Here is a 12,519-nt window from a genome sequence, read left to right on the forward strand (position 1 = left end):
CTGGGTGCAATGATGCATGGCGTATCGGGGTTGGCAGATGGGTGAGCGGCCAGTCTGCGCGTAGGACGCGGGAGCATCCGCCGAGTCACAGGCTGGTCATGTCCATGCGCGATAAACCGAAAGTTGCGCAACCACGGGGGGATGCGCATTATTTTTTTATTGCACATCCATGTCCATTGCCCGCACGCTGATTCCGTTTGTATTCAATCCGGCCAATCCGATGAGTCCGCCGCTGCAGCGCCATCGTTGGCGTCTGTATGGTGCAGGCTTGCTTCTTTCGGCCTCCGCCAGCGTATGGGCGCAGGTTCCTTTCATTGGCACCTATGCGCAGAATTTCGACACCCTGGCCGCGTCCGGGGCGGGGCTGGCCTGGGCCAATGACAGCACCCTGCCGGGCTGGTTTCTCTTCAACAGGAACCTGGCGGGCATCACTGCATATGCGGCAGGCAATGGCGCGTCCAATGCCGGCAGCTTCTACAGCCTGGGACTGGATGCGGACCGTGCATTGGGTGGCGTGGCATCGGGTGGAGCTTACTTTGGCAGCCCCTCCCAGGGTGCCGTGGCCGGCTGGATTGCGCTGGCGATGCGCAATGACACGGGCGGCGCGGTGGATGGCATCAGCCTGCGATTCAGTGGCGAGCAATGGCGCAATGGCGGCAACACCTCCGAGCAGCCCATGGAGCTGGAGTACGGCATGGGCGCGACCTTTGCCGATGTGCCTGAATGGCTGCCTGCCGGTGCGAATTTCAATTGGAAATCGCCGATCGCTACCGGTACTGCCGCCCCGGTGGATGGCAATGTGGCCGGACGGGTGAATGATGTGGGCGGCGATCTGCGCGGTCTGGGCTGGGCGCCAGGCGCCACGTTGTGGCTGCGTTGGATCGAGCTCAATGATGTGGGCAACGATCACGGCCTGGCCGTTGACGATGTCTCCATCGCCCTGGCACTGCCCGATACCACGCCACCCACTGTGCAGGCCACCATTCCTGCTGCGGCGGCAACCGGGGTGGCGCTGAATCCCGAAATCAAGCTGAGCTTTGATGAGGCGGTGAAACCCGGTAGCGGCAGCTTCGAACTGCGCCAGGGCAGCACCGTGGTGGCAATGCTGCAGGCTGGCGATGCGGCGAAGGTGAAATTCAGTGGCTCGACCATCACGCTCAACGCCGGTGTGCGGCTGGCGGTCAATACGTCCTACAGCCTGGTTCCCGTGGGCGAGCCGGTGTTGGATACCTCGGGCAATGTGTGGACCGGCACGGCGCTGGGCTTCACGACGGGGGACGAGCCGCCCATCACCAGAATTTCTGCACTCCAGGGTTCCGGCGACCAGTCTCCCCTGGTGGGGCAGAAGGTGACAGTGAGCGCCGTGGTAACGGCCTATATGCCAGGGTTGAGTGGCTTCTTCGTGCAGGAGGAGGAGGCGGATTCCGATGGCGATGCTGCCACCTCGGAGGGCGTCTTCGTCTATTACGGCAATGCGAATCCCGGGGTGGATGAGGGCACGGTAGGCAAGCTGGTGCAGGTCTCCGCCTCGGTGAGCGAGTTTCGCAACCAGACCCAGCTCAGCGCCGTCACGGACTTCGTGGTCCGTGGCGCGGCCGCCTTGCCGGTGCCCGTGCGCGTCACGCTGCCTGTCAGCGACATGGGGCAGTGGGAGCGTCTGGAGGGGATGCGTGTGGAGGTCGCGTCCGCCACTGCGGGCGGCAAGCTGGTGGTGAGCGACAACCGCACGCTGGGCCGCTACGGCAATGTCACGCTGTCTGCCGACGCGCCGCTGGCGCAGTACACCGAACTCAATGCGCCCAGCGTGACGGGCTATGCCGCCTATGTGCAGACATTGCAGCGCAGCCAGATCATTCTGGATGATCGCTCTGGCGCACAGAATCCAGCCTCTGTGCCGGGCCGCGGCGGACAGTCTCTGTCGGCCTCCAACACGCTGCGTGCCGGCGATGGCGTGGACCGTGTCATCGGCGTGCTCGATCAGTTCTCGGATGCAGCTGCCAGCGAGCCGTATCTGACCAGCTACCGCGTACAGCCCACGCAGACGCCGCAGTTCTCGGGGGCGGTGCGTCCCTCGGCTGCTCAGTTGCAGCAGGCTGTGGGGGCGGCATCGCTCAAGATTGCCTCGGCCAACGTGCTCAATTTCTTCAACCTGACGGGCGCCACCAGCGGCTCTTCCCAGGTGATGTTCAGCACGCCCCTGGGCAATCAGCAGGGTATTCGTGGTGCCAACAGCATTGCCGAGCTGGACAGGCAGCGCGCCAAGATCGTGGCCAATCTGCTGGGGCTGGGCGCCGATGTGTATGGCCTGATGGAGGTGCAGAACAACGGCTTTGGCCCGGGCAGCGCCATCCAGGATCTGGCCGACGCCTTGAACGCGAGTGCGGACAAGCCTGCCGGCGCCGTGTATGCGGTGGTCAAGGCGCCTTTCAGCGAGGCTTCAGGTACGGTGGCGGGTGCTGGCACGGATGCGATCACCGTGGCCATCCTCTATCGCAGCGATCGTGTCACACCGGTGGGCAGCGCAGCGGCACCCAGCGTCACCACCTACGACGCCTTCAACCCAGGCGTTGGCGGCGCTCGCGTACCGATTGCACAGACTTTTGCGGTAGGCGGCAGCACGGAGCAGTTCACGCTGGTGGTGAATCACTTCAAATCCAAGGGCAGTGTGCTCAGCAGCCCCGGCAATGCAGACGCACTTGACGGCCAGGGCGCCAACAACGCCGCGCGTGTGAAGACGGCCGAGCAACTGAGCAGCTGGCTGGCAACCCGGCCCACAGGCACGACCAGTCCGCATGTGGTGCTGGTCGGGGATTTCAATGCGTACTCGAAGGAGGACCCCATCAAGGCGCTGGAGGATGGCGGCTACGCCAAGGTGTCTCAGGGCCTGTCCTATGCGTTCGATGGAATGTGGGGCTCGCTGGACCATGTGCTGGTAAGTGCCAGCCTGCAGCCGAGCGTGGGGCGCGCGGTCAAGTGGGCCATCAATGCCGAGGAGCCTGAAGTCCTGGACTACAACCTCGAGTTCAAGTCGCTGGACCAGCAGGCCAGCTTCTATGCGCCGACGGCCTATCGTTCCAGCGACCACAATCCGATTTTGCTGGGTCTGAATTTCGGTGGGCAGGCGCCATCGCTCAGTGGCTTGCCCGCCAATGCGCAATCCGTGGTGGTTGGCCAGGCGGCCGATCTGGCCGATGTGCAGGTGGCAGATGCCGACAGCCCTGTCGTGACGCTGTCCATTGTTGCCAGCAACGGGCAGGTGCTTGGACTGGAGGACGCCGATGCCGCGCAGCCGGGCATACAGTTGCGCGGCAGCCCCGCTCAGGTGTCGGAGCAGTTTCGCTCCGCCGTCTATCTGGCATCGGTGGCCGGTTCGGCCAGCTTGCAACTGAGCGTGAGCGATGGGGTCCATGCGGCTGTGACTGCCAGCTATCCGTTGCTGGCGGCTGCTGCAGGTCCTGTGGACCAGGCCAACCGCTTCAACATCACCGGGTCGGGCCAGATGGCGGTATCGGGCGAAGTCGCCGGCGGCGGTATCAACTGCCGCCTGGCCGAGCCGCCTCAGGTCATGGCGGCGCCTGGCACACCGCGTCCGGGGGCTGTGGTGCCCCACGGACTGCTGAAGCTGAATACCGATGGCTGTGATGCGGGTGCGCTCGTGACTGTCAAGCTGACCTATCCCAGTGATCTGCCCAGCGGTGCCGAGTACTGGAAGTGGGGGCGCACAAGCGACAACGCCACGCAGCACTGGTATCGGATACCGGCAACGCTGCAGGGGCGCGTCGTCTCCTTCGTGCTGCGCGATGGTGGCCTGGGTGATGACGATCTGGTGGCCAACGGCCGGGTGGAAGATCCCTCTGCACTGGTTGTGCCTGCTGCGGCGGTCGGCGGCGGCACGCCAGCGGCGATTCCTTCACTGAGCGAATGGGCTGTGGCTCTGCTGAGTCTGATGATGGGCGGGCTGGCCATCCGTTTGCGCCGTCGCGGTTCCTGATCCGGCAACGGGAAAGGCCCGGCTTGCGCTTGGCGCGGGCCGGGCCTGTTGCATTGCGCGAAGGAAATCTGCAGCCAGGGCATTGCCTGGATGCGATGGAGTTCAGAGAAATTTGGCGTGCAGTCGCAGGCCGGTGCGCGATGGCAGTGTTGAGGCGAAGAAAAAGCGCCTGCTGTGGACGCTGCTCAGTGCAACTGATGCATTGAATATCCAGAAATGATCGTGCTTTAAAAAAGAGCCTGGCTAACCGGCATACCGCTGGCTGGCAAAAACGACTGCAGGCTGAACTGGCCTGACGAGTCGCCCCACGATGAAACTGAACTGCTGCAACACCATGAATACTGCAGCATGGGTTGAATCATACACGCAAACAAGAATCATTCTCAAATAAACCTGTGCTTTTCTCTGGAATTGAGAAAAAACTTGCCTTTGTGCCCGTTTCGGTTGTTGCCAGGGCGCCTGAGCGATCGTCGTCAAGAAAAAACGCCCCGGCTGCGGAGGCGGCCGGGGCGCTGAATGGAGCGTTCCATGCGATCAATCCAGGAAGGACACATGCTAAGAGTTTGAAATGGGAGCGCTGGCGTCTGGCGCCTCCGGTCCTTCCTGGTTGTCAAGTGTAAATTGAAACAAGGTGCTTGACGGAACTAACTCGGGTGAAGTTGCATGCAACTGAGTCGTAAATCCTGTTTTTCACACGCCATCGTGAGACCAGCCAGGCAGTGGGAATGCAAAAAGCCCGCTTGAAAGCGGGCTTTTTGCGGGTGATGTGGACGATGGCTCTTACGCGACCATCGTTTTACGGCAGAACGTCTCTGCGGCTGTCACCGTTGTTTTTTTCGTCGTAGTGCACGACGCGCCGGCGTGAGATACAGCATTGTCTGCGCAGACAACCGCGAGATTGTAGCATGACCGCAATTTCAGCTGGATCGAGAACATGCATTGCCACCAAAGGATGAAACCATGAACGAAATGACGCAAAGGCTCGAGGGCCTCCTGGCGTCCGGCAAGGACTCGGCTTTGATGCGCTGTACGTTGGGCAAGGCGTATCTTGATGGCGATGCGCCTGCTGTGGCGCACTCGCACCTGCAGCGCGCCACTGAACTCGATCCCGGCTATTCGGTGGCATGGAAGCTTCTGGGCCGGGCATTGCTGGCGCTGGACGATGCTTCGGGGGCTCGGCAAGCGTGGAGCACGGGGTTGGCCTGTGCTGAGGAAAAGGGAGATGCCCAGGTCGTCAAGGAGATTGGTGTGTTCCTCAAGCGGCTGGACAGGCAGCAGTCCGCCTGAGTGCGGCTAAGCGCAGGGTCACGGCTGCAAAAGGGCCGCTCTGGCCAGCGCGTCGGCCTCGGTGTTGCGGTGACGAGGAATCCAGCGCAGTTGCACATGCTCGAACTCGGCCAGCATGGCGCGGGCCTGATCGAAAAGGTCGGCCAGCCGCACGATGGGCCTGGTGGGGCGGGGCGATGGCGCCAACTGCTCTACCAGGACGCTGCTGTCCGTGAAGATGGCCAGCCGGCGAGCCTGCAGGCCTAGCAGGGTCTGCAGCACAGCCATCAAGGCCCGCAGCTCGGCTTCGTTGTTGCAGCCTTGGTCGGGGCAGACCTGGGACAGAAGCTGCCGTGTTCCGTCGGGCGCCGTGATGACGGCTCCCAAGGCCATGCGACCCGGGTTGGGCAGTGCGCTTGCATCGATGTATGCAGTCCACAGGTCTGTGTCGGTCGGAGAAGGGCCAGAGTGGTTTCGGCGGGATGACGGCTGTTCCAGAGGCATGTCTGCATCATGCGGCAGCAGTGGGAATCTGACCGCATTCCTCATCGGATTGGACGGGACAATGCAGGATTGCAAATCACCGAAACCGAAGAAGGCTGCGAATGATCAGGATTCTGGGAAAGTCATCGTCCATCAATGTGCGCAAGGTGCTGTGGCTTTGCGTGGAGCTGGGAGTCTCGTTCGAACAGGAAGAGTGGGGTTCGGGCCATCGGTCAACGCAGGAGCCGGGATTTCTTGCACTCAACCCGAATGCCATGGTTCCCGTGCTGCTTGATGGGGCGCTGGTGCTGTGGGAGTCCAACACCATTTGCCGCTATCTTGCCGCGCGCCAGGCTCGGCATGACCTGCTGCCTGCAGCACCCGCAGAGCGCGCACGCGTCGAGCAATGGATGGACTGGCAGGCGACCGAACTGAACAACTCCTGGCGCTATGCCTTCATGGGATTGGTGAGAAACAGTCCGGAGCATCAGGATCCTGCGCTGCTGGCCAGCAGCATGGCGAACTGGCATTGCCACATGCGCATACTGGAGGAGCAACTGTCGCGCACAGGCGCCTTTGCTGCAGGCGCGCAACTCACCCTTGCCGACATCGTGCTGGGCCTGTCTGCCCACCGCTGGCTGTCTGCCCCGATGGAGCGCCCTGACTTGCCCGCAGTCCGTGCGTACTATGAGCGGCTTTGCGAGCGCCCAGGCTTTCGCAAGCATGGTGCCAACGGCATGCCTTGATGGCCGCCTGGTGCCCTCTGCGCGAAAAAGCCCGCCGGAATGTCCTGCGGGCTTTGTCTTTTTAGGGAAGGTCAGGGGGCAACCCGCACCAGCACCATATCGGCCTTCGGGCCTGCTCCACGGGTCAGGACCGGGTGGACGGTGTCATTGGTGAAGATGAGCTGGTTGCCCTGGGTGATGCGTGAGGTCACCGTATATTGCGCCGCAGGATTGAGGCGATTGGGCTCCACGGGCAGCTTGTAGCTGAACGGGGGCTTGAGGCCTTCAAGCCGCACGGATTGCTGAGATATCACGGAGGCGGCGGCATCGGCGCGAGAGGTGTCCTGCAGCTCCACAACCAGCACGGCATCGGACGGGAGCGGCATGCGCTCTCTCAGATCGACCGTGCCCATGACGGCGGTGACCGGCGCGTTGGGTGAGGGCTGGGACTGGGCACATGCGCCCAAAAGTGCGGCGGTCATCACGATGGCGAGAGAGGTTCGGCGCTGGAGGATGTTGGGATTCATGGGAATTCCTTCTTGATTGGAAAGGTCCCAGTCTGGCTTGGCGCATTCTGGAGGGCTGTAGGAACGGGTTCCACAGAGGCTGCTGCCATTTCCCAAAGTCGCATACGCCGATCTGCGGTCGGGTTGCCAGCCAGGGCGACGGGCGTGTGAAAGATCAGGTCGCGCCGGCGCATGAAGGACGCTGCCAGACAGTCCACAGGGTTTCGGAGGGGGCTGCATCGTTCGAGGCCTGCGCCATGCCAAGAGCGATGGGTCAAGCGTCCCGATCTATTTGCTTTACTTCTCATCAATCCGCCGCTCCTCTTTGGGCGGTGAATCGTTCTTGCTTTTGCCATCGCTCGCCGCAGGCGAGAGCACCGTTTCTTTTGACGTGTCGGGGCAACTCTCCCCACATCGCGGCTGCCGAGGGCAAGTCATTGCAGCCCAAGGGGCTGACTCCTTGGCGCGAAGAGGTGTGCGCAAGTGTGCAGAGGTGCGGCAGCGATCGATCTGGGCAGCCGCCGCGTCGGCCACGGAGCCTCGCCCACGGGTGTGGCGTGCCGCGCGGAAGGGCTTCTCTGTCCCAGCACACGGCTGTGGAAAGCTTGTGCTTTGGGGTGCGGAGCATTTTTTGAATAGAATGCGTTTTTGCTAGCATGCATCCAAAGAAAAAGCCATGACATCTGATTACAAGACTCTCCTTCAGCAAAAGGCCGAGATCGAGGCTCGCATTGCCGAGGTCCTCAAAGCCGAAAAAGGCGGTGCCATCGCCAAGGTCCGTGAACTGGTCCAGCAGTTCCAGTTGACCCAGGAAGACGTGTTTGCTACCGGTAAGCGCAAGTCTCCTGCTGGCACAGGTGTGGCCAAGTACCGTGATCCGTCTACTGGCGCAACATGGACCGGCCGGGGCAAGCCTCCCGGCTGGATCAAGGACGCAGCGGACCGAACCGCTTTCGAGATCTGATCAAGGGCCCGCAGTCGCGGGCCTTTTCTTTTGTGGGTCCCCGTGTGGGATCGATCGGCCGGCAGCTGTCCGGGAAAGTGCGAGTGAGCGCTGTCTTGCCCGAAGGTCTCCCAGACCGAGCTGGACATGTGGAAGAGCGCGGTAAAGGTATCTCTCGCGGACCATGCCGCTGGCGCTGGCAGTGCGTCCACCGCGTATTACTGCGCAGCATCTGCTCCCATGGGGGCCTGCAGGCCAGGCCTCCAAGGAAATCCTGTACGTTCTGCCTGGCTTTCACTGCATATCCTTCGCAGGCGTAGCTGGACTTATCAAGGTCTCCAGCATGGACAAGGATGGACAAGGCTCTTGCATTCCAGCTTCCGAAATGGTCAGGGCTGTGCTTATCTCATCTGGCAGAGCTTTCGACCCATCATTGAATTTCAAATGGCTGCCTTGTCTCTTGTGTCTGGCGGTGATTTCCCATGCCTTTCGAGGCAGCTTGACTCCATGCAGGCAAAAAAGGGCCCTGGGGGCCCTTGGTGTCCTGGCCAGCCCATTTATTGCTGAGCCTGCTCTTCCGGAGTAATAGGCCCAAGCGCAACCATTCCTAACCCTTGTGAGCCTTTGAAATCATGTGGTTGGCGAATGCGAGCAGCGGCGCCGAATCAGCAGTTGCGCGCACGCTGGTGCGAAAGGAAAAAGCGCAGCATCTCGGCGCTGGCGTCGATTCCTCCCGGCGCGGTGTAGCTGCCCGCAGCGCTGCCGCCGGACCAGGCGTGGCCTGCGCCATGCAGCTGCCAGTGCTCGATGGCGGTACTGCCATCGGCTGCGATATAGGCAGAGCGGGTGAACCGTTGGCGGTTCGGCGCATGGCCCTGGCTGACGCGAGGTGCGCCTGTGGGGCTTTGCGCGCTGCGTGCAGCATGCACGACGGCCGCGCCGTTGTCGTGATGTACCGTGGTGTCCGCGTCACCATGAAACACGATCACTGGACACACGCTGGGGCCGCTGGCCGAGCCAGATGCTGCGCCTCTTCGCATCGCCTCGAGGGCTGAGGGCAGATTGGACGCGGCACCGGCGGCCAGGCCCGAATGCACGCCCACGGCGGCGAACAGTTCGGGATAGGTGCGTCCCAATATGTCCGCCATTGCACCTCCGGCCGAAAGTCCGGCGACATAGACCCGCGATGCGTCCGCGCCATGGTCGGCCATCACCTGGCGCGTGAGGCCTGCCAGCAGTGCGGGCTCGCCCCGGCCCCGTTGCTGGTGCTGGGCCTTGAACCAGTTCCAGCACTTTTGCGAGTTTGCATGCTGTGTTTGTTCGGGATAGAGCACCAGTACGCCAGCGCTGCGCGCCTGGTCATTCATGCGCGTGCCGGCGGCGAAGTCTTGCGGCCCTTGGGTGCAGCCGTGCAGCATGAGGATGAGCGGGCGAGGTCCCGCTTCGAGGGCACTGCCTGGCGGCACGTACAGCCGATAGGCCAGCTGCCGGCCTCCGTGAGAGTAGCTGCCGAGCAGCCATTGCTCGTCGCTGGAGGTGCCTGCCTGCGATGTGCCCGCAGGCACGGCGAGTTCGGGAGCATCGTCGATGAAGCGGGCTTCGGCATCGACGATCCAGCCTGCATCCCGATGACTGGTTGCGGCTGGCTTGTCGTGGGGTGTGGGCGCACTTTGGCCTCGCAGCGTGCGCTGAATCAGCTCGGTGGCTTCCAGCAGATTGCCGGTGCGCGTCAGGCGTGTCGCCTCGCCCAGCATGTCTTGAAAAAGCTGTTTCATGGAATGGTTCTCAGGTAATGCGGCCGGCCAGAGCGGCACGAACGGCGGGGCTGGCCTGGAGCGCTCCCAGCACCGTGATGGATTCGATGGTTTCGGCGGCAAGTTGCGCAGGCACGTCCTGCGCGATGCTGGCCAGGCCCAACACGCGGATCTGCAGCTTTTCCCCGGCAGCATGCACCCGCATGAGATCGGCGTGGGAGAAATGCTGCATCCCAAGGACCAGCATCTTGCGGGCGACGACCTGTTGCACCGCGTCCGCATGGCTGCGCAGGTGATTGCGTATCGCTGTGCGGATGAAATCGCTGCGGTTGGCGTAGAAGCCTTCGGCGACCAGCAGGTCGATCTGGCCCAGGTCGACATAGCCCAGATTGATGGTGAGCTTCTCAGATTCGCTCACGCGAGGGTTGGAGGTGGTTGTGTTTGCGGCCATGGAACATCCCTATGCCATCCATATGGATGGTTTAGGGATGGTTTCAAGGCCTGGCGTTGCAATTTGACGCGGCACGTCGTGGGGTATCCGGCGGACGGCGCTGCAGCGTGTGAGTTGCAATCATTGCCCTGTCACGTCTGAGCCGTAAGGTGGCGGAGCCGGGCACGGCGTCCGGCGTTCCTTGGTCGTGCGACAGGAGGCTTCATGCCAGACTTGCAGGCAGGCTTGCCGAGCGGCACGAGCGTTTGGTGCCAGCCCGGCGAGCGGTTCAATACCTGGAGTCATCTGGCGGCCCTGCTCGTGGGCGTGGTGGCCAGTGTGGGCCTCATCTGCGAAACGGTGGCCGGCGGCGATGCGCGCAAGATTGCGGGCTCTGTGGTGTTTGGCCTCTCTCTGGCGGCGCTGTTCGGTGCCTCGGCCCTCTTTCATGGCTGCACCGGGGCACGCAAGCGTTTTTGGCAGCGCGTCGACCACGCCTGCATTTACCTGCTGATTGCCGGCAGCCACACGCCTTTTGCCTTGATGGCGCCCTCTGGCTTGTGGGCTTGGTCCTTGCTTGCCGGTGTATGGGCGCTCGCATTGCAGGGCGCGATACGTGCACTTGGTTTCGATTCGCCGCCGCGCCTGTCCCTGTACATCAGCCTTGGCTGGCTCAGCTTGGGGGGCGCGGTGCCGATGGCCTTGCGCCACGGTGCGCAGACCCTGGCCTGGCTGCTCGCGGGCGGACTGCTCTATTCGGCAGGAACGGTGTTCTACCGAAGCCTTTCGAGCATGCGCCATTCGCATGGCATCTGGCACCTGTTCGTGGTTGCCGGCAGCGCCTGCCATACCGTCGCGGTGGTCGGTTTGCTGGCCTGAAGCGAGGGCTCGTGCTGGCGGCGCTGCGTTAGACGCTTTGGATTCTGTTAGACAAAAGCCCCTGGCTCTTTCGAACCAGGGGCTTGAATCATTTGGTCGGAGCGGCGGGATTCGAACTCGCGACCCTCTGCTCCCAAAGCAGCCGCTCGAATTATTGAAATCAATGACTTGCACCGTTTTCTTCTAACGCGCGCATCTGCAAATGCTGCTGTCCGCCGTAGGCAGCGCAGAGGCGCGTTAGAAGAATTTCAGCGTGTCGCATCCACCTTCAACGCGCGTTTGTGGCGCACATAGTCGGCGGTCTGGGACTGGGTGGAATGGGCGCCCATGCGCTGCGCCTCCATGATCCCGCGCCCACGGTCTACATCGGTCAGGGCCTTGCCGCGGAGGTCGTGGAAATGGCAGTCCTTGACGCCGGCCCGCTTCACTGCCCGTTTCCAGGCGGTGGACGCGCCCGAGTAGGTGTAGGGCTGGCCCTGCAGCGTGCAGAACACGAAATCAGGGCTTTGGTTGGGGAGCGCTCGCAAGCGGTCCACAACGTCACGCAGGCGCTGCGTCCATGCGATCAGGACTTGGGCGCCGGTCGAGCCCTCGGTTTTGGCCGGCTGGAACGCAATGCCCTGCTTGCCCACATCGCTCCACCGCAAGGTCAGCAGGTCGCCAATGCGCTGCCCGGTCAGGTACGCCATGTCGATCAACGCACAGATCGTGTGGCCGGAGCGCGTGCGCTTGCCATCGTCCCCGTACATCACGGCAACCTTGATGCGGCGCACCTCGGAATCCGTGATGTACCGCGTGCGCGCCTTCACGGACATGGTCTTGAGGCTGTCCACTGGGTTCGTGCCGGGCGGCCGATAGCCTTTCTCTTCGGCGAACCGCATCAGCTCTCGCAGCATGGAGCGGTAGGCGTTGTAGGTTCGCGGCTTGTCGCTGAAGTGTTTCAGGAACTCCACAATGGCCGGCGCGGTGACCTCCTGCGCGCGAAACTCCTGGAACGATTCGGAGATCGTGCGCGTTTGGTAGGCGTCGTTGGCCTGCGTTTTCACGCTGTGCCGGCTACCGACCTCCGCTAGCCAGTCCGCGATCAGCGCGGCCATGCTGTCCCGGGCCTGGTCTGCCTGCTCCATATCGGACAGGGCGCGGTACAGAGCGGGCAGGCCGTCACGGATGGTGGACAGGCGCGTCCAGATCCGCTTTTTTCCTTCGGCGCGGACATGCCAGTAGGCGCCTCCCTTTTCATAGACCCGCTTGGGCAGGTCGCTGCGGCGCTTGCTCATGCTGGCCTCCGCATATGCGGCGGCCGCACTCGCGGCGCGGTGGACGGCGCTGGGCCAGCGCACACGGCCAGGTAGTGGTCACGCTCCAGCAGTACCTTCCCCGTGCGTTCGCTGATGCGGGCGCGGAAGAATCCGCGCTTGTGCAGCGCCTTGAGCTGCATGGAGGGCCATTGGTAGTGGGTGAGCTCCCTGATTTCGTCTTCAGAGAGGGTCAGGCTGATGCTCATGGTGGGCACCTTTCTGGAAATAGAGCGGCCCGCGTGAC

Annotated in this window: 11 protein-coding genes; 5 read left to right on the plus strand and 6 right to left on the minus strand. The window is 62.8% G+C overall.

Annotated features, from left to right (window positions below):
* Positions 1–169 precede the first annotated feature (169 nt).
* Positions 170–3,991: an ExeM/NucH family extracellular endonuclease gene (locus tag HFGMBDPB_RS12040; RefSeq protein ID WP_212645439.1), complete on the plus strand. Its 3,822-nt coding sequence runs from the start codon at positions 170–172 to the stop codon at positions 3,989–3,991.
* 960 nt (positions 3,992–4,951) lie between these two features.
* Positions 4,952–5,278, plus strand: a complete 327-nt coding sequence (locus HFGMBDPB_RS12045; RefSeq protein ID WP_017406945.1) for a tetratricopeptide repeat protein — start codon at positions 4,952–4,954, stop codon at positions 5,276–5,278.
* Positions 5,279–5,296: 18 nt separating this feature from the next.
* Here HFGMBDPB_RS12045 and HFGMBDPB_RS12050 read toward each other — a convergent pair whose 3' ends face one another.
* Positions 5,297–5,761, minus strand: a complete 465-nt coding sequence (locus tag HFGMBDPB_RS12050; RefSeq protein ID WP_074931549.1) for a ribonuclease HI family protein — start codon at positions 5,759–5,761, stop codon at positions 5,297–5,299.
* A 101-nt stretch (positions 5,762–5,862) separates the two neighbouring features.
* Here HFGMBDPB_RS12050 and HFGMBDPB_RS12055 point away from each other — a divergent pair, with 101 nt between their 5' ends.
* Positions 5,863–6,486 carry a glutathione S-transferase gene (locus tag HFGMBDPB_RS12055; RefSeq protein WP_209802854.1) on the plus strand — a complete coding sequence of 208 codons (624 nt, stop codon included), beginning with the start codon at positions 5,863–5,865 and terminating at the stop codon, positions 6,484–6,486.
* Positions 6,487–6,557: 71 nt separating this feature from the next.
* Here HFGMBDPB_RS12055 and HFGMBDPB_RS12060 read toward each other — a convergent pair whose 3' ends face one another.
* Complete coding sequence (locus tag HFGMBDPB_RS12060) at positions 6,558–6,992, minus strand: YbaY family lipoprotein (protein WP_209802853.1); 435 nt, start codon at positions 6,990–6,992, stop codon at positions 6,558–6,560.
* 655 nt (positions 6,993–7,647) lie between these two features.
* Between HFGMBDPB_RS12060 and HFGMBDPB_RS12065 the strand changes: the two genes are divergently transcribed.
* Positions 7,648–7,935: an H-NS histone family protein gene (locus tag HFGMBDPB_RS12065; RefSeq protein ID WP_016449500.1), complete on the plus strand. Its 288-nt coding sequence runs from the start codon at positions 7,648–7,650 to the stop codon at positions 7,933–7,935.
* A 644-nt stretch (positions 7,936–8,579) separates the two neighbouring features.
* On the opposite strand, the gene HFGMBDPB_RS12070 is transcribed toward HFGMBDPB_RS12065, so the two are convergent.
* On the minus strand, positions 8,580–9,689 hold the full coding sequence (locus HFGMBDPB_RS12070) for an extracellular catalytic domain type 1 short-chain-length polyhydroxyalkanoate depolymerase (RefSeq protein WP_160852258.1): 1,110 nt from the start codon (positions 9,687–9,689) through the stop codon (positions 8,580–8,582).
* A 10-nt stretch (positions 9,690–9,699) separates the two neighbouring features.
* On the minus strand, positions 9,700–10,119 hold the full coding sequence (locus HFGMBDPB_RS12075; protein ID WP_212645440.1) for a ribbon-helix-helix domain-containing protein: 420 nt from the start codon (positions 10,117–10,119) through the stop codon (positions 9,700–9,702).
* Positions 10,120–10,323: 204 nt separating this feature from the next.
* Between HFGMBDPB_RS12075 and trhA the strand changes: the two genes are divergently transcribed.
* Positions 10,324–10,977, plus strand: coding sequence for a PAQR family membrane homeostasis protein TrhA (gene trhA, locus HFGMBDPB_RS12080; RefSeq protein ID WP_052151651.1), 654 nt, complete (start codon positions 10,324–10,326; stop codon positions 10,975–10,977).
* Positions 10,978–11,225: 248 nt separating this feature from the next.
* Here trhA and HFGMBDPB_RS12085 read toward each other — a convergent pair whose 3' ends face one another.
* Positions 11,226–12,254, minus strand: coding sequence for a tyrosine-type recombinase/integrase (locus tag HFGMBDPB_RS12085; protein ID WP_212645441.1), 1,029 nt, complete (start codon positions 12,252–12,254; stop codon positions 11,226–11,228).
* Entirely contained in the window at positions 12,251–12,481 is a 231-nt protein-coding gene (locus HFGMBDPB_RS12090) for a DUF4224 domain-containing protein (RefSeq protein WP_212645442.1), read from the minus strand. Before HFGMBDPB_RS12090 ends, HFGMBDPB_RS12085 begins: the two co-directional genes overlap by 4 nt.
* Positions 12,482–12,519: the final 38 nt, after the last annotated feature.

Origin of the sequence: Delftia sp. PE138 (assembly GCF_018320755.1) — a bacterium.
GTDB classification, from domain to species: Bacteria; Pseudomonadota; Gammaproteobacteria; order Burkholderiales; family Burkholderiaceae_C; genus Comamonas; species Comamonas tsuruhatensis.